This window comes from Lapillicoccus jejuensis (assembly GCF_006715055.1).
Lineage (GTDB): Bacteria > Actinomycetota > Actinomycetes > Actinomycetales > Dermatophilaceae > Lapillicoccus > Lapillicoccus jejuensis.
This window is the reverse complement of sequence record NZ_VFMN01000001.1, coordinates 3,299,491-3,323,556: the sequence shown is the minus strand read 5'-3', so window position 1 is coordinate 3,323,556 and position 24,066 is coordinate 3,299,491. Positions and strand designations below refer to the sequence as shown.

General features: G+C 74.0%; 21 protein-coding genes. 3 read left to right on the top strand and 18 right to left on the bottom strand.

The features are described from left to right. The first annotated feature begins 84 nt into the window (after window positions 1-84). Complete coding sequence (locus FB458_RS15425) at window positions 85-783, top strand: response regulator transcription factor (protein ID WP_141849272.1); 699 nt, start codon at window positions 85-87, stop codon at window positions 781-783. Further along, complete coding sequence (locus FB458_RS15420) at window positions 780-2,417, top strand: sensor histidine kinase (protein ID WP_141849271.1); 1,638 nt, start codon at window positions 780-782, stop codon at window positions 2,415-2,417. Before FB458_RS15425 ends, FB458_RS15420 begins: the two co-directional genes overlap by 4 nt. Here the strand turns inward: FB458_RS15420 and FB458_RS15415 are convergent. The 3 genes from FB458_RS15415 to FB458_RS15405 are packed head-to-tail and all read right to left on the bottom strand — an operon-like array spanning window position 2,368 to window position 6,662. Next, window positions 2,368-4,392 (bottom strand): TIGR03960 family B12-binding radical SAM protein, encoded by a 2,025-nt coding sequence (locus tag FB458_RS15415; RefSeq protein ID WP_141849270.1) that lies wholly within the window; start codon window positions 4,390-4,392, stop codon window positions 2,368-2,370. The genes FB458_RS15420 and FB458_RS15415 overlap by 50 nt on opposite strands. 52 nt (window positions 4,393-4,444) lie before the next feature. Then, window positions 4,445-5,986 (bottom strand): hypothetical protein, encoded by a 1,542-nt coding sequence (locus tag FB458_RS15410; RefSeq protein WP_141849269.1) that lies wholly within the window; start codon window positions 5,984-5,986, stop codon window positions 4,445-4,447. Continuing rightward, a complete protein-coding gene (locus FB458_RS15405; protein WP_141849268.1) occupies window positions 5,961-6,662 on the bottom strand; it encodes an ABC transporter ATP-binding protein in 702 nt (233 codons plus the stop codon). The genes FB458_RS15410 and FB458_RS15405 overlap by 26 nt, the downstream gene beginning before the upstream one ends. A gap of 38 nt (window positions 6,663-6,700) precedes the next feature. On the opposite strand from FB458_RS15405, the gene FB458_RS15400 reads away from it, so the two are divergent. Further along, on the top strand, window positions 6,701-7,636 hold the full coding sequence (locus FB458_RS15400; RefSeq protein ID WP_141849267.1) for an alpha/beta fold hydrolase: 936 nt from the start codon (window positions 6,701-6,703) through the stop codon (window positions 7,634-7,636). Between the two features lie 102 nt (window positions 7,637-7,738). On the opposite strand, the gene FB458_RS15395 is transcribed toward FB458_RS15400, so the two are convergent. The 15 genes from FB458_RS15395 to FB458_RS15325 all read right to left on the bottom strand — a co-directional run bounded on the left by FB458_RS15395 (window position 7,739) and on the right by FB458_RS15325 (window position 23,999). Then, window positions 7,739-8,818, bottom strand: a complete 1,080-nt coding sequence (locus FB458_RS15395; protein ID WP_141849266.1) for a tartrate dehydrogenase — start codon at window positions 8,816-8,818, stop codon at window positions 7,739-7,741. Between the two features lie 154 nt (window positions 8,819-8,972). Next, the gene (locus FB458_RS15390; RefSeq protein WP_141849265.1) at window positions 8,973-10,019 is read right to left on the bottom strand and encodes an alcohol dehydrogenase catalytic domain-containing protein; all 1,047 of its coding nucleotides are present in this window, start codon (window positions 10,017-10,019) and stop codon (window positions 8,973-8,975) included. 51 nt (window positions 10,020-10,070) lie between these two features. Continuing rightward, window positions 10,071-11,012: a ketopantoate reductase family protein gene (locus FB458_RS15385; RefSeq protein ID WP_281286128.1), complete on the bottom strand. Its 942-nt coding sequence runs from the start codon at window positions 11,010-11,012 to the stop codon at window positions 10,071-10,073. 46 nt (window positions 11,013-11,058) lie between these two features. Further along, on the bottom strand, window positions 11,059-11,799 hold the full coding sequence (locus tag FB458_RS15380; RefSeq protein ID WP_141849263.1) for an SDR family NAD(P)-dependent oxidoreductase: 741 nt from the start codon (window positions 11,797-11,799) through the stop codon (window positions 11,059-11,061). Then, on the bottom strand, window positions 11,796-12,731 hold the full coding sequence (locus FB458_RS15375) for a MurR/RpiR family transcriptional regulator (RefSeq protein WP_141849262.1): 936 nt from the start codon (window positions 12,729-12,731) through the stop codon (window positions 11,796-11,798). Before FB458_RS15375 ends, FB458_RS15380 begins: the two co-directional genes overlap by 4 nt. Beyond that, window positions 12,728-13,651: an isoaspartyl peptidase/L-asparaginase family protein gene (locus tag FB458_RS15370; RefSeq protein WP_211356063.1), complete on the bottom strand. Its 924-nt coding sequence runs from the start codon at window positions 13,649-13,651 to the stop codon at window positions 12,728-12,730. The genes FB458_RS15375 and FB458_RS15370 overlap by 4 nt, the downstream gene beginning before the upstream one ends. Before the next feature lie 5 nt (window positions 13,652-13,656). Continuing rightward, window positions 13,657-14,493 carry a M55 family metallopeptidase gene (locus tag FB458_RS15365; protein ID WP_141849261.1) on the bottom strand — a complete coding sequence of 279 codons (837 nt, stop codon included), beginning with the start codon at window positions 14,491-14,493 and terminating at the stop codon, window positions 13,657-13,659. Further along, entirely contained in the window at window positions 14,490-15,560 is a 1,071-nt protein-coding gene (locus tag FB458_RS15360) for an ABC transporter ATP-binding protein (protein ID WP_141849260.1), read from the bottom strand. The genes FB458_RS15365 and FB458_RS15360 overlap by 4 nt, the downstream gene beginning before the upstream one ends. Continuing rightward, window positions 15,557-16,624, bottom strand: coding sequence for an ABC transporter ATP-binding protein (locus FB458_RS15355; protein ID WP_141849259.1), 1,068 nt, complete (start codon window positions 16,622-16,624; stop codon window positions 15,557-15,559). Before FB458_RS15355 ends, FB458_RS15360 begins: the two co-directional genes overlap by 4 nt. Continuing rightward, window positions 16,621-17,505, bottom strand: a complete 885-nt coding sequence (locus FB458_RS15350) for an ABC transporter permease (protein ID WP_211356062.1) — start codon at window positions 17,503-17,505, stop codon at window positions 16,621-16,623. The genes FB458_RS15355 and FB458_RS15350 overlap by 4 nt, the downstream gene beginning before the upstream one ends. Continuing rightward, window positions 17,502-18,461, bottom strand: coding sequence for an ABC transporter permease (locus FB458_RS15345; RefSeq protein ID WP_141849258.1), 960 nt, complete (start codon window positions 18,459-18,461; stop codon window positions 17,502-17,504). The genes FB458_RS15350 and FB458_RS15345 overlap by 4 nt, the downstream gene beginning before the upstream one ends. Next, window positions 18,458-19,990, bottom strand: coding sequence for an ABC transporter substrate-binding protein (locus FB458_RS15340; RefSeq protein ID WP_170185703.1), 1,533 nt, complete (start codon window positions 19,988-19,990; stop codon window positions 18,458-18,460). The genes FB458_RS15345 and FB458_RS15340 overlap by 4 nt, the downstream gene beginning before the upstream one ends. A gap of 237 nt (window positions 19,991-20,227) precedes the next feature. Further along, on the bottom strand, window positions 20,228-20,995 hold the full coding sequence (locus FB458_RS15335) for an SAM-dependent methyltransferase (protein ID WP_141849256.1): 768 nt from the start codon (window positions 20,993-20,995) through the stop codon (window positions 20,228-20,230). A 58-nt stretch (window positions 20,996-21,053) separates the two neighbouring features. Further along, the gene (locus FB458_RS15330) at window positions 21,054-22,943 is read right to left on the bottom strand and encodes an AMP-dependent synthetase/ligase (protein WP_246061272.1); all 1,890 of its coding nucleotides are present in this window, start codon (window positions 22,941-22,943) and stop codon (window positions 21,054-21,056) included. Window positions 22,944-23,039: 96 nt separating this feature from the next. Continuing rightward, window positions 23,040-23,999, bottom strand: coding sequence for a bifunctional riboflavin kinase/FAD synthetase (locus FB458_RS15325; RefSeq protein WP_141849255.1), 960 nt, complete (start codon window positions 23,997-23,999; stop codon window positions 23,040-23,042). Between the last annotated feature and the right edge of the window lie 67 nt (window positions 24,000-24,066).

The window sequence follows — 24,066 nt, the reverse complement described above, 5'->3', positions numbered from 1 at the left end:
CGCGCGCTCAAGGACCCCTCAAGGACATCCGGCGCACAGGTTCTTCTTGAGCGGTTCTTGAGAACGGCTGGTTGACATGGGGGTATGACGCTCCGTACCGCCGCCCGCGTGCTCCTCGTCGAGGACGACACCGCCATCCGCGAGGCCGTCGCCGCCGCCCTGCGCGACACCGGTCTCGACGTCCGCTCGGCCGCCGACGGCGAGGAGCTCGAGGGGCTGCTGGCGTCGTACCGGCCGTCCGTGCTGGTCCTGGACTGGATGCTGCCGGGCCGCGACGGGCCGACCCTGGCGCGGGTGGCGCGGCGCACCGCCGACGTCGGCATCATCATGCTCACCGCGCGCGAGGGCGTCGGCGACCGGCTGCGCGGCTTCTCGGCGGGGGTCGACGACTACGTGCCGAAGCCGTTCGCGATGGAGGAGCTGGTTGCGCGGGTGCGGGCGCTGCTGGGCCGGCTCGGCGCGACCCCGACCACGGTCGAGGTCGACGACCTCGTCGTCGACGAGTCGGCCGCCGTCGCCGTCCGCGGGGGCGAGCCGCTCCCGTTGACGGCCACCGAGTTCCGGCTGCTGGCCTACCTCGCGCAGCAGCGCGGGCGGGTCGTCTCGACGACGCAGATCCTCACCCAGGTGTGGGGCTACGAGGAGTACAGCGACAACCTCGTGCCCGCGAACATCAGCACGCTGCGGCGCAAGATGGAGGCCGGCGGTGCGCCGCGGCTGCTGCACACGGTGCGTGGGCTCGGCTACGTCCTGCGCGCTCCCGCCCGGGAGGACGTCGCGTGAGGTCCGTACGACGCCGCGCCCCGTCCGCCGGGTCGCGTCTGCACACCCCGTCGCTGCGTCGTCGCGTGACGGCGACGGTGCTGCTGCTGCTCACCGTCATGGTCGCCGTCCTCGGCGTGACGACCGACGTCGTGCTGCGCAACCGGCTGGAGAGCCAGCTCGAGCAGCGGCTGCAGGACCGGGCCCAGCTCGGCGTGGCCCTGGCCGACCAGATCCCCGACATCGAGGCGTTGGCCGAGCGCCTGGAGGGCAACGGGGTCTCGGTGAAGGTCGTGAACGCCGCCGGCCAGGTCGCGGTCAAGGGGCCCCCGATCGGACCTCAGCCCGGGCGCGGGCCGGGCGGCGGACCCGCCGGCCGCAACGGCGCCGACACCGCCCCTGGAGGGTCCGGCGCATCCTCCGACTCGACCGGTTCCCGTGGTTCCAGTGGCTCCGACGGGTCAGGGACCTCGACGCAGCTCCCCCCACAGAGCGCTGACGGCGTCGTCGTGCACTACGACAACGTCGTCCAGGAGAGCCGGAAGCTGCCCGACGGTACGTGGCTGACCCTGCAGGCCGACTCCGGCGAGGTCGACCGCGTCGTCGACCAGACGCGGATCGCGTTCCTGGCCGGGGCGATCGGCGTGCTGCTGCTCGGCGCCGCCGTCGTCCGGCCCGTCGTCGGCCGCGTGCTGCGGCCGCTGGACCGGATCACCTCCGTGGCGCGGTCGATCGGCAAGGGCGACCGGGGACGTCGGCTACGCCCCGACCGGCCGCGCACCGAGCTCGGCACGACCGCGCAGGCCTTCGACGACATGCTCGACGCGGTGGAGGGCGCCGAGCGGCACGCGCTGGAGTCCGAGCAGCGGCTGCGGGACTTCCTGTCCGACGCCGCCCACGAGCTGCGCACCCCGATCGCCGGCGTCCAGGCCAGCGCCGAGCACGTGCTGCGCTCCGACCCGGAGCGGGCCGAGCGGGAGCGGACCCTGCTCGCCCTCGTGCGCGAGTCGCGGCGGGCCGGCCGGCTCGTCGACGACCTGCTGCTCATGGCGCGGATCGACCGCGGCCTCCCCCTCGCCCCGCAGCCGGTCGAGCTGCGCTCGCTCGTCGCCGGCGCGGTGGAGTCGCGGCGGCTGCGGCACCCCGACACGGCGCTGCTCGTCACCGGCGACGACGTCGTCGTCGACGCCGATCCCGACCGGGTCACCCAGGTCGTCGGCAACCTGCTCGACAACGCCGTGCGTGCGGCCGGGCGGACCGCCCGGGTGCACGTCGCCGTGCGCCGTACGGACGCCGGGGAGGCCGTCGTCGAGGTGACCGACGACGGACCGGGCATCGCCCCCGCGGACCGCGAGCGGGTCTTCGAGCGGATGGTGCGGCTCGACGCGGCCCGGACGCCGGGTGACTCGGGCGCGGGGCTGGGGCTGCCGATCGCCCGGGGCATCGCCCGCGCGCACGGGGGGGACCTCGTCTGCGTCCCGCGCGAGGCGGGCGACACGGCCCTGCCGGGCGCCCGGTTCCGGCTCACCCTGCCCCTCACGCCCACCGCGGCGTCCGCAGCGAGGGGGCACCGGTCCCCCGTCGGTGCGGACGTCCCGCTGGTCGCTAGGAGCGGGCCTCCAGCAGCTGCTCGCGCTGGGACCCCAGCACCGTGAGCGGGATCAGCGTCTTGCCGGTCGGGCCGATCTCGATCTCGGTGTTCATCTGCGGGCAGACGCCGCAGTCGAAGCACGGCGTCCAGCGGCAGTCCTCGACCTCGGTCTCGTCGAGGGCGTCCTGCCAGTCCTCCCAGAGCCAGTCCTTGTCGAGGCCGGAGTCGAGGTGGTCCCACGGGAGCACCTCGGCCTGCTCGCGCTCGCGCGTGGTGTACCAGGCGACGTCGACGGCGGCGCACTGCGGGTCGGTCGCGAAGACCTCCTCGGCGCAGCGCATCCACCGCTCGAAGCTGAAGTGCTCGCTCCAGCCGTCGAAGCGGCCGCCGTCGCGCCACACGGCCTCGATGACCTTGCCGACGCGGCGGTCACCGCGCGAGAGAAGGCCCTCGACCATCCCGGGCTGGCCGTCGTGGTAGCGGAACCCGATCGAGCTCGCGTAGCGGCGGTCGGCGCGGATCGCCTCGCGCAGCTTCTGCAGACGCGCGTCGGTCTCCTCGACGCCGAGCTGCGGCGCCCACTGGAACGGGGTGTGCGGCTTCGGCACGAACCCGCCGATCGAGACGGTGCAGCGGATGTCGCGGCGGCCGGAGACCTGCCGACCGGTCTCGATGACCCGCTTGGCCAGCTCGGCGATCTGCAGGACGTCCTCGTCGGTCTCGGTCGGCAGCCCGCACATGAAGTAGAGCTTGACCTGCCGCCAGCCCGCGCCGTACGCCGCCGCGACGGTGTCGATGAGGTCCTGCTCGCTGACCATCTTGTTGATGACCTTGCGGATCCGCTCCGACCCGCCCTCGGGCGCGAAGGTCAGCCCGGACCGGCGGCCGTTGCGGGTCAGCTCGTTGGCCAGGTCGATGTTGAACGCGTCGACGCGGGTCGACGGCAGGGAGAGCCCGGTCTGCGTGCCCTCGTAGCGGTCGGCGAGGCCCTTGGTCACCTCCGCGATCTCGGAGTGGTCGGCCGAGGACAGCGAGAGCAGGCCGACCTCCTCGAAGCCGGTCGCGGCCAGGCCGCGCTCGACCATCTCGCCGATGCCGGTGATGGACCGCTCGCGCACCGGGCGGGTGATCATCCCGGCCTGGCAGAAGCGGCAGCCGCGGGTGCAGCCGCGGAAGATCTCGACCGACATCCGCTCGTGCACCGTCTCGGCGAGCGGCACGAGCGGCTGCTTCGGGTACGGCCACGCGTCGAGGTCCATGACGGTGTGCTTGGAGACGCGCCACGGGACGCCGGTCGCGCCGGCCTTCGGCGCGACGCGCTGGATGCGCCCGTCGGGCAGGTACGAGACGTCGTACAGGCTCGGGACGTAGACGCCACCGGTGCGCGCCAGACGCAGGAGCAGCTCGGCGCGACCGCCGGGCCGGCCGGCGGCCTTCCACTCGCGGGTGATGTCGGTGATGGCGAGAACCGCCTCCTCGCCGTCGCCGACCACCGCGGCGTCGACGAACGCGGCGACCGGCTCGGGGTTGAACGCGGCGTGCCCGCCCGCGACGACCACCGGGTCGTCGTCGCCGCGCTCGGCGGCGTGGATCGGGATGCCCGCGAGGTCGAGCGCGGTGAGCATGTTCGTGTAGCCGAGCTCGGTGGAGAACGAGACGCCGAACAGGTCGAAGTCGCGCAGCGCGCGGTGCGCGTCGACCGTCAGCTGCGGCACGTGGTGCTCGCGCATGAGCGCCTCGAGGTCGGGCCACACCGAGTAGGTGCGCTCGGCCAGGGCGTCCTCGCGCTCGTTGAGGACCTCGTAGAGGATCATGACGCCCTGGTTGGGCAGGCCGACCTCGTAGGCGTCGGGGTACATCAGCGCCCAGCGCGTCGTCAGCTCCTCGCCGCCGGGGCCGAAGCCGCCGCACTGCCAGTCCTTGACGGTCGAGTTGAGCTCGCCGCCGACGTACTGGATCGGCTTCGAGACCCGCTCGAGCAGCGGCTCGAGCGCGCCGAAGAGCGACTCACCGGGGGCGTGCTGGAGCGTCGTGGTCACGGGTCCAGGGTAAGCGGCGTCCCCGAGCCGCCCAAACCCCCGGCCGCGGGCGTCAGCCGCCCGCGACGGTGCGCACGACGCCCGCCCGCACGACCGGGTCGTCCCACAGCCGCGCGGTCCGGCGCAGGCTGAGCACCGACGGCACGAGCAGCACGACCGCGGCGAGCGCCGCCCACCACCAGGGCGCCACCGCGAGCGCGCAGAACAGCACGCCGTACGCCAGCGCGTGCGCCGTCAGGCGCAGGGTGTCGGCGAGCAGCGTCCCCGCGGGCGCGGGCTGGGCCCGAGGGCTGCCGAGGTCGGCCGCGTGCGGGTGGCGCACCGACCAGCGCAGCGTCGAGGCGAGGATGCGCGCCGCGACGACGAGCAGCGCACCCGCGGTCGCCACGACCGGGGCCGGGCCGGGCGGCCACCCCGCCCGCACGGCGCCGAGGACGAGGCTGGCCAGCGTCGGCAGGGCGAGCACCTCGGCCACCAGCCGCGCCCGCGTGCGCAGCAGCACGCGCGGAGCGACCGGCAGCGACTCGCGCCACCAGGCGCCCCCGCCGTCGAGGACGAAGGCGTTGACCCCGAAGAGCAGCGCGCCACCGAGGCCGAAGAAGCCCGGCACCACGGGCAGGACGACCCAGTCGAGCGGGGCGGCGAGGGCCACGAGACCGGGCAGCAGGGCCAGCAGCAGCAGCCCGCGGGCGAGCGGCGGCGAGCGCAGCACCCCCGCGCGGTCCAGCCGGCGCAGCGTGCCGTGGGCGTCGAGCGTGCGGCCCGGCGGGTGGCGCCGGGTCTCGGCCGCCGCGCGGACCCGTCGTGGCCGACGGGCCACCGCCGCGGCGGCGCGGTCACCGAGCGCGACGGCGAGGGCGGTGAGGGCGAGCAGGGCGAGGACGCCGAGCACCCAGGGCACCCCGTCCCCCTCGGCGCCCGCGCGGACCACGTCGGCGACGAGGTCGCCGCCGAGCGCGCGGGTCGCGCCGGCCAGACGCCCGGTCCACAGCGCGACGGCGGCCGCGGCGACGACGAGGGTGAGGGCGAGCCGCACCACCCACACGCCGTACGGCGCCCCGCGGACCGCCTCGGCGCCCCACCCCACCAGCTGCGCCGTCGCCGTGGCCACCGCGAGCCACAGCGCGACGACCAGCAGCCCGGGGGCCACGCTGTGGGGCGCGAGGTAGCACACCTCGACGACGAGAGCCGCCGCCGGAGCCACCCACGCCACCGTCACCGGCGCGAGGGCGAGGGCGGCGAGGTGGTCGACCCGCGGACCCACGGGGAAGGCGACGACCTGGTCCGCGGGTAGCGCCTCGCGCCCCCCGCCGGCCGCGACCGCGGCGAGGGTCGTCGTGAGGAGGAACCCGACCAGCGTGGCCGGCAGGGCCGGGACGACGTCGGCTCGGGTGAGGCCACCGGCGCCGTCGGGGAGCCCGTGCGCCAGCCGGGCCAGCAGCCCGACGGCGGACCCCAGCACCGCCAGCAGCACCACGACGACGACCCGGCCCCCGGTGGGGACGGTGCGCCACCGCAGCCGCAGCACGAGCCCGAGCGACGCGAGCGACCCCGGCGGGTCGGTGCGCTCAGGCGAGCAGGTCCCGGTAGGCACGCGCCCCCTCCTCGCCGCGCAGCGCGGGGACCGGCGTCGTGGCGACGACGCGGCCGCCGCGCATGACGACCGCCTCGTCGCACACCTGGACGGCGAGGTCGCGCAGGTGGGTGCAGACGACCACGGTCGCGCCGCGGTCGCGGGCCTCGCGCACCACCTCGAGGGTCGCGTCGACCCCGGTCGGGTCGACGCCGTCGAACGGCTCGTCGAGCAGCAGCACCCGGGGCTCGTGCAGGGCGGCGAGCACGACCGAGGTGCGCCGGCCCATCCCGTGGCTGAAGCCGGCCGTCACCCGGTCGGCGACGTCGTCGAGGTCGAAGCGCCGCAGCAGCTCGCGCGCCCGCGGCTCCCAGCCGCGCAGCCCGCGCAGCCGCGCGCTCAGCTCGAGGTGCTCCCACGGCGTGGCCCGCGGCACGAGGCCGCCCACGTCGGGGCAGTAGCCGACGGCGCGCTTGGCGCCCAGCGGGTCCTCGACGACGTCGACGCCGTCGACGGTGACCCGTCCCGCCGTGGGGGGCAGCACACCCGACGCGACGCGCAGGGTCGTCGACTTGCCGGCGCCGTTGCGCCCGAGCAGCGCGGTCGCCCGGCCGGCCCCGGCCCGCAGGGTCACGTCGTCGACCGCGACGACCGGGCCGAACCGCACGACGAGCCCCTCGACCGACAGCCCGCTCACCGCGTCAGTCTCGCAGAGTGGCGGGTCGGCGACCCCTGATGTTGACTGCCCGCGTGGCGGTGACGGGTGGGGGTCTGGCGGGGTTCGACGCCGTGCGGCTGGACTTCGGGGAGGGCCGGCTCGTCGGGGAGGTCTCGGTGCGGCCGTGCGCCCCGGCGGTGCTGCTGCTGCACGGGCACCCGCAGACCCACCTCATCTGGCACCACGTCGCGCCGGCGCTCGCCGAGTGGTTCACCGTCGTCGCCCTCGACCTGCCCGGGTACGGCGACTCGCGCCCGTCCGACCCCGGGGCGGCCGCGATGACCAAGCGGGCGATGGCCTCCGACCTCGACGAGGGGATGCGCCGGCTCGGCGAGCAGCACGGCTTCGGCCCGTACGCCGTCGTCGCGCACGACCGCGGCGCGCGGGTCGCCCACCGGCTGCTCGCCGACCGACCGGATCGGGTGACCCGGGCGCTGCTCATGGACATCGCGCCGACGCTCGACATGTACGAGGGCACGACCCGCGGCTACGCGACCGCGTACTGGCACTGGTTCTTCCTCATCCAGCGCGAGCCGCTGCCCGAGCGGCTCGTCGGCGCCGACCCCGACGCCTACCTCGACGCGGTGATGGGCAGCCGGCACGCGGGGCTCGCCGCGTTCGACGACGAGGCGCTGGCCGCCTACCGGGCGGCGCTGCGCGATCCGGAGGTCGTGCACTGGATGTGCGAGGACTACCGCGCGTCGGCCGGACCGGACCTCGAGCTGGACCGCGCCGACCGCGAGGCGGGCCGGGTCGTCACCACCCCGCTGCGGGTGCTGTGGGGCGCCCGCGGGATCGTCGAGCGGTACTTCGACCCGCTGGCGCTGTGGTCGGCGCTCGCCACCGACGTGTCCGGCCGGGCGCTCGACTGCGGCCACTACCTGCCGGAGGAGGCCCCCGCGGAGGTCCTCACCGACGTGCAGGAGGAGTTCCTCGCCCCGCTGCTCACCTGAGAGCGAGGGAGGTCGGAACCCCACGTGTTGCTACTTCTCGCCTCGGTCAGGGAGGTGAGCCACCTCGCGCGGCCCGACGAAAAGCAGCAACAAGTGGGGTGCTCACGGGGCGGGGGCGTCGCTGACGGCGGCGGCGATCGCCGTGCCCAGCGAGGTCGTCGTCCCCGTGCCGCCGAGGTCGGGGGTGAGGCCCTCGCCGGCGCCGAGCACCTGCTCGATCGCGGCGAGGACCGCGGCGGCCGCTTCGGGCTCGCCGAGGTGGTCGAGCATGAGGCTGGCCGACCAGATCTGGCCGACCGGGTTCGCGACGCCCTTCCCGGCGATGTCGGGGGCCGACCCGTGGACCGGCTCGAACAGCGACGGGTAGCGCCGCTCGGGGTTGATGTTGCCGCTCGGGGCGATCCCGATGGTGCCGGTGCACGCCGGTCCGAGGTCGCTGAGGATGTCGCCGAAGAGGTTGCTCGCGACGACGACGTCGAACCAGTCCGGGTGCAGGACGAAGTTCGCGGTGAGGATGTCGATGTGGAACTTGTCGACCCGCACGTCGGCGTAGTCCTGCGCCATCGCGGCGACCCGGGTGTCCCACCACGGCATCGTGATGGCGATGCCGTTGCTCTTGGTCGCCGACGTCAGGTGCTTGGCCTCGCGGGACCGCGCGAGCTCGAAGGCGTAGCGCAGGATCCGGTCGACCCCGACGCGCGTCATGACCGTTTCCTGGATGACGGTCTCCCGATCAGTGTCCTCGAAGAGGACGCCGCCGACCGAGGTGTACTCCCCCTCGGTGTTCTCGCGCACCACGAGGAAGTCGACGTCGCCCGGCTCACGGCCGGCCAGCGGCGAGCGCACCCCCGGCATGAGCCGCACGGGGCGCAGGTTGACGTACTGGTCGAACCGCCGCCGGAACTGCAGCAGGCTCCCCCACAGCGACACGTGGTCCGGCACGACGTCGGGCCACCCGACGGCGCCGAAGAAGATCGCGTCGAAGCCGCTCAACGTCTCGAACCAGCCCTCGGGCAGCATCGTCCCGTGCCGCTGCCAGTGGTCGGCGCTGGCGAAGTCGAACTCCTCGAGGGCGAGGTCGAGGCCGTAGCGGTCGGCCGCCGCCCGCAGGACCCGCACCCCCTCGGGGACGACCTCGGTGCCGATCCCGTCGCCGGGGATGACCGCGATCCGGTGCGTCATGACCGCCACCGTACGACGCCCCGTCGCCCACCACCTCCCGGGCCCCGCACCACCACCCCTCCGCGTTCCGGACTCACGTCGTGCCGCTCCCGGACCCGGCTGAACCGGTTCGGGTGCGGCACAACGTGAGTCCGGAACGCGGGACGGGGGCGGGTCAGCCGGCGAGGACCGTCTTGATCGAGCGGCGCTCGTCCATCGCGGTGTAGCCGTCGGCGACCTTCTCCAGCGGGAGGGTCAGGTCGAAGACCGGGCTGGGGTCCAGCCGGCCGCTCACCACCCGCTCGAGCAGGTCGGGCAGGTAGTGGCGCACCGGCGCGATGCCGGCGCGGACCGTGAGGTGGTCGCGCACGACGGGGAACAGCGGCAGCTGGGGCATCGTGTGCGGGACGCCGACGGCGCCGATCCCGCCGCCGACGCGGACCATCCCGAGGGCCATCTCCCACGAGCCGGGCGTCCCGACGGCCTCGACGACGTGCCGGGCGCCGCGGCCCCCGGTCAGCTCGCGGACGGCGGCGATGCCCTCGTCGCCGCGCTCGGCGATGACGTCGGTGGCGCCGAACGACCGCCCGACGGCGGCGCGGTCCTCGTGCCGGCTCATGAGGACGACCCGCTCCGCCCCGAGGACCGCCTTCGCGCCCAGGACGGCGCTGAGGCCGACCGCCCCGTCGCCGATGACGACGACGGTGTCACCCTCCCCCGCGCCGGACAGGACGGCGCCGTGCAGCCCGGTCGCCATGACGTCGGTGAGCGCGAGCAGCGCCGGCAGCTGGGCGTCGTCGACCGACGCGCGGCCGCCGGGCACGGCGACGAGGGTGCCGTCGGCCTGCGGCACGCGGACCGCCTCGCCCTGACCGCCGTCGGTCCCCGGCGCGCCGAACGTGCCACCGTGGTCGCAGCGGGTCTGGATGCCGTCCTGGCAGGCGGGGCAGGTGTTGTCCGACCACTGGAAGGGCGCGACGACGAGGTCGCCCACCTTCACGGTCGTCACCTTTGCGCCGACCTCCTCGACGGTGCCGATGAACTCGTGCCCGAGCCGCGACCCGGCCGGGCGCTGGATGACCCCGCGCCACGACCACAGGTCGGACCCGCAGATGCACGAGCGCAGGACGCGGACGACGGCGTCGGTGGGCTCGACGAGAGCGGCGTCCGGTACCTCCTCGACGGTGACGTGGCCGGCGGCCTGGTAGACGGCAGCGCGCATGGTGGGTTCCTCTTCCGGTGCGGTTCGGGGCGTGTGGGTGGGTGGTGCGGCTCAGGGGGTGGGCAGCGAGGCGGCGTACGACGCCAGCTCGTCGAGGTTCGCGGTGCTCACTTCGCGGCGGCCGTCCTCGATGTCGTGGACGATCGCGCCGATGCGCGCGAAGATCGGGCCGCGCAGGTCCTCCAGCTGGCTGTCGATCTCGGTCTTGCGGCGGCGCACGACGAGGTCGCGGTAGATCCCGCTGTACTGCTTGGCGCTGCGGCGGTTGAAGGCGGCCAGCCGGTCGAGCGACCCCTCGAGGTCGTCGGGCTCGAACCCGTCGAACGACTCGACCGGGACCGGTGACTGGGACAGCACTTCCCGGGCGAGGGCGACCATGAGCGGGCGGTACTCGGGCCGCTCGAGGCTCTCGGCGATCGTGAGGTCGGAGACGGCGCCGGCCCACAGCATGGCGCCGTACGCCTCCTTCCCCCACAGGTAGCCGAGGACGTTGTCGGTCGCCTGCGCGTAGGGCAGCACCTCGACGAGCTCGCGCACCCGCGGCGTGATCTCCCCGCCGTGCAGCTCACCGACCCGGAAGGCCGCGACGTTGCCCTGGAGGATCCGGCCCGGCTCGAGGTAGTCGGCGCCGATGTTGACGAAGCTGCTGACCACCCGCTCCTCGCCCAGCAGCTCGACCAGCACGTCGGCGGTCAGCCCGTTCTGGACGGTGAGGACGACGCCGTCGGGCGCGAGCCGCTCGACGAGCGGCTCGACGGCGGCGCGGGTGTGGTGGGCCTTGACGGCGATGACCGCCCGGTCGATCCGGTCCGGCAGGTCCGCCGGCAGGACCGCCGGGACGCGGACGTGCAGCTGCGCGACCGGCCCCTCGATGCGCAGTCCGTCGCGGTTCACCGCCTCGACGTGGTCGGCGGCGGCGTCGCAGAGCAGGACGTCGTGGCCGGCCTGCACCATGTGCGCGGCGAGGGTGCCGCCGATGGCGCCGGCGCCGATGACGACGTACCGGTGGCGCGGGGAGGTCGAGATGGTGGGCTCCTTGCTAGAACAGGGCGGATCCGCCGTCGACGGACAGGGTCTGCCCGCTCACCCAGCCGGCGGCCGGGTCGGCGAAGAAGAGGACGGCCCGGGCGATGTCGCCCGCCGAGCCCGTACGACGCACCGCGATGCCGCGGACCAGCGCCTCCTGACCGTCGGGCCCGAGCGCCTCCCACTGGCGCTGCGTCGTGGGGTTGGACAGCACGAAGCCGGGGGCGACGCAGTTGACGGTGACCCCCTGCGGGCCCAGCTCGTGGGCCAGCTGACGGGTCAGGGCGATCTGCGCGGCCTTGGCGGCGGCGTAGGCCTGGATGCCGGTGAGGCTGACGCTGCGCCCGGCGCCGGAGGAGATCGTCACGACGCGGCCGTACCCGCGCGCGGTCATCGACCGGACCGCCGCGCGGGTGCACAGCATGGTCGTGCGCAGGTTGGCGTCGAGCACCGCGTCCCAGTCGGCGTCGAGGACGGTGCCGAAGGGCACGTGGGTCTGCCCCACGACCCCGCCGGCGCTGTTGACGAGCACGTCGACGTGACCGACGTCGGCGAACAGGTCGTCGACCTCGTCGGTGCGGCTGAGGTCGACGACGTACACCCGCCCGGCCGACGGCGCCGGCGCGGGCGACCGGTCGCGGTCGACCCGGTGCACGGTCGCGCCGGCCGCCTCGAGCGACTCGGCGACCGCCGCGCCGATGCCCTGCGCCGTGCCGGTGACGACCGCGACCTGGTCCGCCCAGCGGGGGGTCACGACGTCACCGGAGCCAGCGGGGCGGGGCGCCGCAGCTCGGCGGCCGGGCTGGAGGCGGAGACCGCCCCGGCCGGCCCCACGCGGAACGCCCGGGTGATCTGGACCGACTCCTCCCACTCGCGCATCCGGTCCAGGGCCACCTCGCCGAGCCGCTGGAAGACGGCCTCGACGAGGATCTCGAGCAGCGCCATGAGGCCGGTGAACGAGTCGAAAGGGACCCCGTCGACGGCCACCGGCAGGACGATGTCGGCGACGTCGGCCGCCGGTGACAGCTCCTCGTCGGTGACGACGACGACCGTGGCCCCGCGACGTCGGGCCAGCTCGACCACCTGCTGGGCCGGCAGCTCGTGCCGGCGCAGGTCGAGCATGACGAGGACGCCGTCCTTGCCCAGCCCGAGGATCCGGCCGATGTCCTGGCCGAGCGGCTCGTGGGCGTGGACGACCTGGGGCAGCAGCTGGTCGAGCTGGGCCGCGAGGATGGTTGCGAGGTGTCTCGAGAAGTAGCCTCCCGAGACGACGACCTGCTTCGCCGGAGCGCACAGCGCCGCGACCGCGGCGTCGAACTCGCCGGGGGGCGTCGTCGTGCGCAGCCGGTCCACGAGGTCGCACCGCTGACCGATGGCGCGCGAGAGGAAGGTCGTCTCCCCCGGCCGCAGCGACCCGCTGGCGCGCGAGAGCGGGCTGCTCGTCGCCTGGCTGATCTCCTGGCGCAGCAGCTCCTGGAACTCGGGGTAGCTGCCGATGCCGAGCCGCCCGAGCAGCCGCAGCACGGTCGGCGTGCTCGTCCCGGCCGCCTTGGCCAGGCTGGCGGCGCTCCCGAGACCGGCGCTCGGGTAGTCGGCGAGCAGGGCCCGGGCGACCTTGCGCTCGGCCGGGCTCAGCTGGTCGGTCCGTGCGAAGACCTCGTCCTTGACCCGGCGGGCGGCGCTCACGTGAGGGTCACCAGCCGCCCGCCGTCCGCGTAGGCGGCGTACATCGCCGGCGAGCTGTGGGCGACGACGCCGCTGCCGTCGGGACGCACCGCGACGAGACCACCGCTCGCCCCGCGGGGGGCGAGCTCGGCGGCGACGGTGTCGCGCACGGCCGTGGCCAGGTCGGCGCCGAGGTAGCGCACCCGGGCCGCGATGTCGGCGGCGACGAGCCCCTGCAGGAACGCCTCCCCCTCGCCGGTGCAGCTGACGGCGACGACGCCGTCGCGGGCGTAGGTGCCGGCGCCGACGATCGGCGAGTCCCCGACGCGCCCCTCGCTCTGGCCGACCATCCCACCGGTCGAGGTCGCCGCCGCGACGTGGCCGCTCGCGTCGACCGCGACCGCCCCGACGGTGCCGTGCCGCGCGGGCTCCAGCTCGCGGCGGGTGACCCGCGCCAGCTGCTGCTGCCGGGCGGGCGTGACGAACCAGGAGCCGTCGACCCGTTCCAGGCCCCAGCGCTCGACGGCACCCACCGGCGGGTCGACGAGGAGCACCGCCCGCCCCTCGTCCCGGACCCGGCGGGCCGCGGCCACCGGGTGGCGGGCGTGCCGGCTCGCCGCCACCGCGCCGGCGCGGCCGTCGCCGGACATCACGCAGGCGTCGAGCTCGGCGGTCCCGGCGGCGGTGAGCGCCGCTCCCCGTCCGGCGTTGAACAGCGGGTCGTCCTCGAGCACCTCGACGCTCGCACCGACCGCGTCGAGGGCGCTGCCACCGGCCGACAGCACGGCGGCGCCGGCGCGCCAGGCGGCGCGCAGCCCGTCGGCGTACGGCCCGTCGCCGGCGACGGCCAGCTCCTCGACGCGGCCGCCGGCGCCGCCGTGCAGCAGCAGCGACCACGTCGTCGTGGGCGGGGGCAGCTCGATGAGTCGCACGTCCGTCACGTCCGTCAGCGTCCGCCGGCCTGGCGGGTGATGTAGTTGACGGCGACGAAGGAGCGGAAGACCGCCAGCAGGTCCTCCCCGGAGATGCTCACCGTGCGCGGCCCGGTCCGCTCGACCCCGCGAGCCCAGGTCGCGACCTCGGCCATGTCGGCGGTCTGCACGTCGAGCTCGAGGGTGGCCGGGCGGGCGACCCCCGGGGTGCCGACCTCGCCGGCCGCGACCGCGCGGACGGCGGCCTCGGCCTGCTCGCGGATCAGCCGCCGAGACTCGTGCGGGTGCAGGTTCCACGCGGCGAAGCGGGTGACCGACTCCTTGGTCACCACGTGCTTCGCCCCGGGGGCGTACGGCGACGTCTCTTCCCAGGTGACGGTGTCCCCGGACACGAACGCGATGGGCACACGGAAGTGCTCGGCGACGAGCGCGTTGATGCCGCTCTCCCCCACCTCCTGCCCGTCGAGCCTCGCCGCCGCGAAGACCTCGGGGTTGTAGGTGTGCGACAGCGTGGACGGCCGCCCCGAGATCGAGCCGTGGTAGCCGACGAAGAACGCGGCGTCGAACGTCTCGTCGAGCCCCTGCATCATGTAGAGCGGCTTGTGCCGGCCCGCGAGGTACGACGCCCCGCCGGCCAGCCGGCTGGGGTCGAGGTTGGCCATCGTGCCGTGCGAGTCGTTGAGCAGCACCTCGGTGGCCCCGCCGGCGACGGCGCCCTCGATGGCCGCGTTGACCTCGGCCAGCATCAGCTCGCAGCCGACGGCGTAGCGGGGGCCGCCGTCGGGACGGCACTGGTCCCAGTCGACGATGCCCGCCACACCCTCCATGTCGAGGCTGATCCAGATCTTCACGCGGGGGTCTCCTTGGTGGTGGGGTGGAGGACGGCGTCACGGTGAGGCGCCACCGGGTCGGCGAGCGGGATGGCCGCGAGGGCGTCGGTGCGCAGGCACGCGCTGAGGTGCGGCCCGACCGCCTGCGGGCCGGCCCCCACCTCGACGAGCGCCGGGTCGGTGGCCCGGCACTCGTCGGTCGCGAGGGCGCACCGCGGCGCGAACCGGCAGCCGGGCGGGACGTCGTACGGGCTGGGCGGGTCGCCCTCGAGCTGGAAGCGCTCGGGGCGGTTGGTGTGCGTCATCCGCGGGATCGAGTCGATGAGCGCGCGGGTGTAGGGGTGCCGCGGCCGGGCGAAGAGCTCGGCGGTGTCGGCGACCTCGACGATGCGCCCGAGGTACATGACCGCGACGCGGTCGCACAGGTGCTGGACCACGGCGAGGTTGTGCGCGATGAAGAGGATCGACAGGCCGAGCTCGGCGCGCAGCGTGGCGAAGAGCTCGAGGATCGTCGCCTGCACCGAGACGTCGAGCGCGGACACCGGCTCGTCGGCGATGAGCACGTCGGGCCGCACCGCGAGGGCCCGGGCGATGGCCAGGCGCTGGCGCTGGCCGCCGGAGAACTGGCTGGGGTAGGCGCCGAGCGCGTCCTCCTCGAGGCCGACCAGCCGCAGCAGCCGGACCGACTCGGCCCGCACCTCGCTGCGCGGGACGACGTCGTGCAGCCGCAGCAGCTCGCCGAGCATCGCGCCGACGGTCAGGCGCGGGTTGAGGGAGGAGTAGGGGTCCTGGAAGACCATCTGGATCCGCCGGGCCCCGTCCCGGCCGCCGACGGCGCCGCCCTCGTGGGTGACCTCCCCGTCGGTCGGCGCGGTGCTGCCGACGACGATCTTGGCCAGGGTCGACTTGCCCGACCCGGACTCGCCGACCAGGCCGAGGACCTCGCCGCGCCGCAGCTCGAGGTCCACCCCGTCGAGGGCCTTGAGGGTGCGCCCGGAGCCGCGACCGAACCAGCCGCCGGGCAGCGGGTAGCGCTTGGTCAGCGAGGCGACGCGCAGCACCGGGGTGTCGGTGGTCGTGGTGGTCATGACGGGTCCTCCTGGAGCCGGGCGACCTCGAAGCAGGCCGACTCGCGCGGCGTCGTCCCGTTCCGCGGCGTGCGCGGACCGGTCACCGGCAGCAGCGGCGGCACCTCGTGGGTGCACCGGTCCTGGACGTAGCCGCAGCGCGGCGCGAACGGGCACCCGGCGCTGCGGTCGGCGACGTTGGGCGGGAAGCCGGGGATGGGCACGAGCTGCCGGTCGGGCCGGTCGAAGTCGGGGGCCGACTCGAGCAGGCCCCGCGTGTAGGGGTGGCACGGCGAGGTGAACGTGTCCGCCACGGAGCCGCGCTCGACGATGTGCCCGGCGTACATCACCGACACGTCGTCGCAGGTCTGGTTGACGACGGCGAGGTCGTGGGTGACGAAGAGCAGCGCCGTCCCCGTCTCGTCGCACAGGTCGGTGAGCAGCCGCAGCACCTGCAGCTGGACGGTGACGTCGAGCGCGGTCGTCGGCTCGTCGCAGAGCAGGAGCCGTGGGCTGCACGAGACCGCCATCGCGATCATGATCCGTTGGCGCAGACCGCCGGACAGCTCGTGCGGGTAGGCCCGCGCACGTCGCTCGGGATCGGGGATCCCGGTGCGCGCCATCGTCGCGACGGCCAGCTCGCGCGCCGCCGAGGCGCTGAGTCCGAGGTGCCGGCGCGGTCCCTCGGCGATCTGGTCGACGACCCGCGTGGTGGGGTTGAGCGCCGTCATCGGCTCCTGGAAGACCATGGCGATGTCCGGTCCCGCGAGCGCGCGGCGGCGCCGGTCGGGCATCGTCGTCAGCTCCTGCCCGGCGTAGCGGATGCCCCCGCCGAGGACCTCCACGCCGGCCGGCAGCAGGCCCGCGATCGCCCGCAGGGTCAGCGACTTGCCCGACCCGGACTCGCCGACGAGACCGACCCGCTGGCCCGCCCCGACGGTGAGGTCGACCCCCTCGACGATGCGGACGTCGCGGCCCTTACCGCGTCGCAGACCGAGGGTGAGACCCTCCACCTCGAGCAGGCCGGAGGACTCCGTACGGCGCCCCGTGGTGGGCGCCGCCTGCGGCGCACCGACGGGGCTCACGAGCGCCGCCCGGGGCTGAGCAGGTCGGCGAGGCCGTCGCCGAGGAAGGACAGCCCGAGGGAGGTGACGACGACGGCGAGGCCGGGGATCGTCGCCTGCTGCCAGTGCTCGGTCATGAACTCCTGGCCGTCGAGGATCATCGAGCCCCACTCGGCCGTGGGCGGCGCGATGCCGAGCCCGAGGTAGCCGAGGGTGACGATGGCGAGGATGTCCATGACCACGTCGCTCATCGCGTAGATGACCGCCTGGGCCAGGACGTTGGGGGCGATGTGCCGCAGCAGGATCCGGGCGTGCGACAGGCCACCGAGCCGGGCCGCGACGACCCAGTCCTGCTGCTTGGCCACGAGCAGCTCGCCGCGCAGGATCTTCGCGTAGGAGCCCCACGAGACGACGGCGATGGCGAGGTAGATGCTCTTCTCCCCCGCGCCGAGGACGAAGACCAGCGCGATGACGAGGATGTAGAACGGGAAGGCGAAGAAGACGTCGACGACGCGCATGACGACGACGTCGAACCACCCGCCGAAGTAGCCGGCCAGCGCCCCCATCACGGAGCCGAAGGCGAACGGGATGAGGACGGCGAGGGCGCCGATCCGCAGGTCGACCCGCGCGCCCCACAGCAGCCGGCTGAAGATGTCGCGACCGTACTTGTCGGTGCCGAGCCAGTGCTCGGACGACGGCGCGAGCAGCGCCGAGGGCAGGTCCTGCTTGACGGGGTCGTACGGCGCGAGCACCGGCGCGAGGATCGCGACGAGCACGAGCAGACCGACGATGACCAGACCGGTCATCAGGGTCCCGTTGCGGTACCAGGGGCGAAGCGACCGCGAGCGGGCCGGGCGCCCCTCGACGCGCCGGACGCGGCGCAGGAGGGTGGTGGCGGTCACGGGCGGCCTCCGACCGCGAGGTCGACCCGGGGGTCGAGCAGGGTGTAGGCGACGTCGGTGAGGACGCCGACCACGACGACGAAGAGCGCGACGACGAGCGAGACGGCCTGGATGGTCGGGAAGTCGCGCGAGAAGATCGCGTTGACCATGAGCGAGCCGAGGCCCGGGACGGCGAAGACCTTCTCGATGACGAGCGACCCGCCGACGAGGTAGCCGAGGTTGACGCCGACGATCGACACGGTCGGGATGGCCGCGTTGCGCAGGACGTGACCGCGGAACAGCGCCGCCCCGCCCGCGCCCTTCGAGCGCGCCGTCCCGACGTACTCCGAGCCGAGCACCGAGATCATCGAGGCCCGCAGGCTGCGGATGACCTGCGGCGCCAACGCGATCGCGAGCGTGAGCGAGGGCAGGAAGAGGTAGTACACGTGCTCGCCGGGGGTGTCGCCGTACCCGCCGACGGGGAAGGCCCCGAGGCGGACGGCGAGCAGGAGCAGCAGCATGATGCCGACCCAGAACTGGGGCATGCCCTGCCCGACGAGGGTGAAGGCGCGCACGCCGAGGTCGCGCCCCCGGCCGGGCCGCGTCGCCGCGAGCCCGGCCAGGGGGATGCTGATGAGCAGCGCCAGCACCAGCGCGAAGACGACGAGCTCGAGGGTCACCGGCAGCGCCGTGACGATGAGGTCGGCGACCGGCTGCTGGTAGGTGATGCTCGTGCCGAGGTCGCCCGTGACCAGGTGCCGCAGGAAGGTGCCGTACTGCTGCCACAGCGGCTCGTCCAGACCGAGCTGGTGGTTCAGCGCGGCGACGCGGTCGGGCGTCGCCGTCTGGCCCAGCAGGGTGAGGGCGGGGTTGCCGGGGAGCAGGTGCACCATGAAGAAGACGACGATGGTCACCCCGAACACGACGGGCACCGCCTGGAGCAGGCGGCCCGGGACGAACCTCAGGCGGTGGCTCACTTGGTGACGTTCTCCAGGTGGTAGTTGCCGAGCGGCGTGACGTGGAAGCCCTTGACGCTGCTCTGCATCGCGTAGGCGTAGGGCGAGTAGTAGAGGTACGCCGCCCACGCGTCCGCGGCCGTCTTCTCCTGCAGCTCCTTGTAGAGCTCGGCGCGCTTGGTGTCGTCGGTCTCGGCCTGGGCCTTCTTGTTGATCGCGATGACGTCGGGGTTGTCGTAGTACGTGTAGGCCGAGTGCGAGCCGCCGTCGGGGTCGACCGCGAAGGAGGTCCACTCGTCGGGGTCGGGGATGTCCATCGTCCAGCCGCCCAGCAGCATGGTGAAGTTGCCGGCGTTGCGGGCCGCGCGCAGGGCGGTCGGGTCGAGCTGCTGGATCTGCAGGTCGATGCCGATCTCCTTGAGCTCGGACTGCATGATCTGCGCGACGCTGCCCTGGTTCGGGTCACCCGAGCTGATGCTGATGCTCGTCGAGAAGCCCTGCGGCGTCGAGGACTTCGCCATCTCGGCCTTGGCCGTCGCGACGTCGTAGCTGGGTGCCTGCGGGTTCTTGGCGTAGAACGGGGTGCCGGGGCTGAGCAGCGAGTCGGCCGCCTGGCCGTTGCCGTAGAGCACCGTCTTGACCATCGACTCGCGGTCGAGCGCGTAGGCGATCGCGCGGCGCACGTGCACGTCCTGCAGCGGCGTCTTCTTCTGGTTCATCGTCACGTAGTCGATGCGCGTCGAGGGGAAGGCGGTCGCGGTGATGCCGGGCGCGCTCTTGAGGGCGCTGAAGCTCGACCAGTCCGGGAACTCGTCGATGTCGATCTGCTTGCCCTGCAGCTGGAGCTTGCGGGTGTTGGCGTCCGGGACGACGGTCCAGGTGACGCTGTCCAGGTGCGGCTTGCCCGAGCCCCAGTACTTCGGGTTCTTGTTGAGGGTGAGCGACTGGCCCTTCTTCCACTCGCCCCACACGAACGGGCCGGTGCCGACGGGCGCCTCGTAGAACTGCTCGGCCGTCTTGCCGCCGTAGTTGTCGGGGATGATCGCGTTGGAGAACAGCGACAGGTCGGCGAGGATCGGCGCCCACGCGTACTTGAGCTTGATCGTCACGGTCTTGTCGTCGGTCGCGGTGACCGTGTCGATGGCGGCGTTGATGTAGCCCCAGCCGTCGGCACCCGTCTTGGTGTCCTCGTCGATCGAGAACTTCACGTCCTTCGCGGTCATCGGGCTGCCGTTGGAGAACGTCACGCCCTCGCGCAGGTGGATCGTGTAGGTGAGCTTGTCGGACGAGACGTCGTACCCCGTGGCGAGCCACGGCTCGACCTTGGTGCCGTCCTCGCTGACCATGAAGAGCGGTTCCATCATCTGCTCGAAGACGTAGATCGAGCTGTTGTCGAAGGTCGTCGTCTTGTTCATCGACAGGGCGTCGGCGGCGCGGGCGATGACGAGCTTGCCCCCGTCCTTGCCGGCGGTGCTGGTGGAGGAGCTGCCCCCGCCCCCGCAGGCGGCGAGGGCGACGGCCGCGACGGCCGTGAGGGCGGTAAGACGCACTGCAGGTGCTCGGTTCATGGCTGCCTCACTGCTCGGCCGCGTCTGGGGTGCGGCTCGGGGGACGTGGTGGTACCGGCTGGCTGGCCTGTACCGGACGTTACAGTAGGCATCAGAAATTAAGAAGGTGTTACGTTTGGTTCACTCTTTGGTATGGCGTCCAGACCACTACGCGACGTCCGCACCGACGGGGCACCGGTGCCCCGTCGGGTGCGGACGTCACGGACCCCGTACGGCGGCTCAGACCGCCAGCAGCTGCAGGTAGCCGAACCCCATGACCCCGCGGTACCCGGACAGGTAGCCGGTGCGCTGCCGAGCCGCCGCCTCGCGCACCCGATCCGCCTGCGGGTCGTCGGGCTCGTGGGACGCCAGCCAGCGCGCGTAGCAGGCGGTGTAGCCGGACTCGAAGTCGTCCCACTCCCCCTGGTCGGCCTCGTGGACGCCGACGACGCCGAAGCCGCACGCCACGGCCAGCTCCGCGAGGTCGGCGAGCGGCAGCAGCTCGTCCTCGCGACCGGCGAGCGGCGCGACGGCGGCCGGGGTCGGCGGACGACGCCAGATCCCGTCGGCGTAGACGACCGGCGCACCGCGCGGCACGAGCGAGCGCACCCGGCGCAGCGCCTGCTCGTAGTGCAGCGGCTCGGGGTCGGGCCCGGCCGGCGGCGCCCACGCGTGGGTCGCCCCGACGCTCAGCACCGCCGCGGCCCGTGCCGGTACGGCGTCCCCCACCCGCAGCTCGACGCGCCCGTCCAGACCTCGGGCGGCCGCCGACGTGCGCCCGGCCGCGAGCGCGTCGGCGTCGCGGTCGACCCCGACGCCGGCCGCCCCGGGGACGGCGGCGAGGACCTGGAGCAGCAGCTCGGCCCAGCCGCACCCGAGGTCGACCACCGGGCCGGACGCGGGATCGACGGCGCCGGCGACGAACCGCACGAGCGTGTCGGCGCGCCGCGGCGACAGCGGGGCGAGGAAGGTCAGGTCGTCCCACGGGGGGCTCAGCTCGAGACTCACCCGAGCACCCTGGCCCTCCCCCGCCGCTGGCGCGACCGGGTTTCCGGCGCGCGCGGCGTCAGCGGTAGAGCGCGTCCAGCTCCGAGCGGAACTTGTCGGTGACGACCCGTCGGCGCAGCTTGAGGCTGGGCGTGAGCTCGCCCTCCTCGATGCTGAGGTCGCGCGGCAGGATGACGAACTTCTTGATCGTCTCCCAGCGGTTGAGCCCGGCGTTGAGCTGGTCGACGTAGCCCTGGACCAGCTCGCGCACCTGCGGTGAGGTGACGATCTCGCCGTACGGGCGCCCGGCGAGACCGTGGCCCGCCGCCCACTGGGTGATGGCGTCGGGGTCGAGGGTGATGATCGCCGAGGCGAAGTTGCGGCCCTCGCCGTGGACGACGAACTGGCTGACCACCGGGCAGATCGCCTTGAAGCGCGACTCGATCATCGCGGGGGCGATGTACTTCCCGCCCGAGGTCTTGAACAGGTCCTTCTTGCGGTCGGTGATCTTGAGGAACCCGCGCTCGTCGAGCACGCCGATGTCGCCGGTGTGGAACCAGCCGTCGGGGGTGAGCGCCTCCGCGGTCTCCTCGGGCAGGTTGTGGTACCCGCGCATGACGGCCGGGCCCTTGATGAGGATCTCGCCGTCCTCGGCGAGGCGGATCTCGGTGCCGGGCTGCGGGATCCCCACCGTGCCGTAGGCCCACCGGCCGTCGGCGGAGCGGTTGACCGACCCGCCGGCGGAGGTCTCGGTGAGGCCGTAGCCCTCGGAGATCTGCAGCCCCACCGCGCCGAACCAGCGCGCGATCTCGGGGTCGAGCGGCGCGGACCCGCTGATCATGAAGCGGATCCGGCCCCCGAAGCGCTCACGCACCTTGCCCAGGACGAGCCGGTCGGCGAGCGCGAGCTGGAGCGCGAGCAGCCCACCGGGCTGCTCGCCCTTCTCGCGCAGCGCGACGGCCTGGTGACCGACGCCGAGCGCCCAGTCGATGAGCTGCTTCTTCACGCCGGTCTCGGCGGCGAACATCGCGGTGATCCGGGCGTGCGCCTTCTCGAAGATTCGCGGCGCGGCGGCCATGAACGTCGGCCGGACCACGCCGAGGTTGTCGATGATCCGGTCGATCCGCCCGTCGACGGCGGTGGTGAAGCCGACCTGCAGCGGCAGCGCGATCATCAGCTTGCCGAAGACGTGCGAGAGCGGCAGCCAGACGAACTGGACGTCGTCGGCGTTCATCTCCCCCATCGCGCCGGTGGCGGCGGCCATGTAGGTGAAGGCGTCGTGCGGCAGCAGGACGCCCTTGGGGCGCCCGGTCGTGCCGGAGGTGTAGATGATCGTCGCGAGGTGGTCCGGCTCGATCGCGGCGACCCGGTCGTCGAGGACGGTCGGCTGCGCGGCGACCAGCCGGCGGCCGCGGTCGGCCAGGTCGTCGACGCCGATGACCCATCCGTCCGGGTCGCTCTGGCGGGGCGGGTCGAGGGTGACGACGCGGACGACGTCGGGCAGCTCGCTACGGGCCGCCTCGAGCTTGGCGACCTGGGTCGCGTCCTCGGCGATGACGACGCGGCTGCCGGAGTCGCCGAGGATGTAGGTGACGTCCTCGGCCTTCGACGACGGGTAGATCGTCGTCGTCGCGGCGCCGGCCGTCATGATCGCGAGGTCGGCGAGCACCCACTCGATCCGGGTGGTCGCGGCGATCGCGACCCGGTCCTGCGACTGCACCCCGAGGTCGACGAGGCCGGCGGCGAGCGCGTCGACGCGGCCGCGCGCCTCGTCCCAGGTGAGGTCGACGAGCTCCTCGGACCCACCGGGCGGCGTCCGGAAGTACTGGAACGCCACCGCCGTCCCGCTCGCCGTCACCCGGTCGCGGAAGAGCCGGGCGAGGCTCGGGGCCCGCTGCTCGATCTTCCGCAGGACCTCGGGGTCGTCCTGGGGGCGTCGCTGGTCCGGCTGCACGGACGTCTGGGCCACGGGTGCCTCCTCGCACGTCGGGAGCCCTCATCCTGACACGAGCGCCCGCGGGGCCCGCGGCGACTCCGTACGACGATCTGGTGACGGCCCTCGCGCTCAGCTCGCGACGGGCGCGAGGAGGATCTCGCGGCACTGCGCGACGTCCTGCTCCATCTGCTGCAGGAGCGGCTCGATGGCGTCGTACCGGATCGTCGGGCGGAGCCGGCGGACGAGGTCGTAGGAGACCCGCTCGCCGTAGAGGTCGAGGTCGGTGCGGTCGAGGACGTAGGCCTCGACGCGGCGCTGGACGCCGTCGAAGGTCGGGTTGGTGCCGATCGAGATGGCCGCGGGCAGGCAGCGGTCGGGGTCGTCGTCGGGGACGTCGAGGCGGTGCACCCACCCGGCGTAGACGCCGTCGGCGGGGACGAGACCCTCGGGGTCCTGGCTGAGGTTGGCCGTCGGGTAGCCGAGCTCGCGGCCGCGGTGGTCGCCGTGGACGACGGTGCCGCGGACCGCGGGCGCCCGACCGAGGACCGCGGCGGCGCCCTCGACGTCGCCCTCGGCGAGCTGGCTGCGGACCATCGAGGACGACCACCGGCCGCCCTCGCCGACGTCCTCGAGGGCGACGACATCGAAGCCGAGCCGGTCGCCGAGCTCGCGCAGCGTCCCGACGTCGCCGCTGTTGCGCACGCCGAAGCGGGTGTCCTTCCCGACGACGACGACCGCGGCGTGCAGGGCGTCGACGAAGACCTGCCGGACGAACTCCTCCGGGGTCAGCTGCGCGAACTCGCGGGTGAAGGTGAGCACGAGGACGGCGTCGAGCCCGGTCTGCGCGAGAAGGTCGGTGCGCTGGCCGAGCGAGAGGATCTGCTGCGGTGCCCGCTCGGGGTAGAGCACGGCGATGGGGTGCGGCTCGAACGTCACGGCGACGGACGCGAGCCCCTCGGTGCGGGCGCGGTCGACGACCTGGCCGAGGACCGCCCGGTGGCCGAGGTGCACGCCGTCGAAGTTGCCGAGGGTCACGACCGTGCGGCCGAGGTCGGCCGGGAGGTCCTGCAGGCTGCGCCAGACGTGCACAGGCACACTCTACGAAGCGCCGGGGCGGCGGCGGGGTGTCGGGGTCGTCACCCTAGGGTGTGGGCTC

Bases quoted from the DNA above. Each gene is read 5' to 3' on its own strand.
- FB458_RS15400 (WP_141849267.1), top strand. From the start codon at position 6,701: ATGTTGACTGCCCGCGTGGCGGTGACGGGTGGGGGTCTGGCGGGGTTC.
- FB458_RS15395 (WP_141849266.1), bottom strand. From the start codon at position 8,818: ATGACGCACCGGATCGCGGTCATCCCCGGCGACGGGATCGGCACCGAG.
- FB458_RS15360 (WP_141849260.1), bottom strand. From the start codon at position 15,560: ATGACCACCACGACCACCGACACCCCGGTGCTGCGCGTCGCCTCGCTG.
- FB458_RS15390 (WP_141849265.1), bottom strand. From the start codon at position 10,019: ATGCGCGCTGCCGTCTACCAGGCCGCCGGCCACGTCACCGTCGAGGAG.
- FB458_RS15425 (WP_141849272.1), top strand. From the start codon at position 85: ATGACGCTCCGTACCGCCGCCCGCGTGCTCCTCGTCGAGGACGACACC.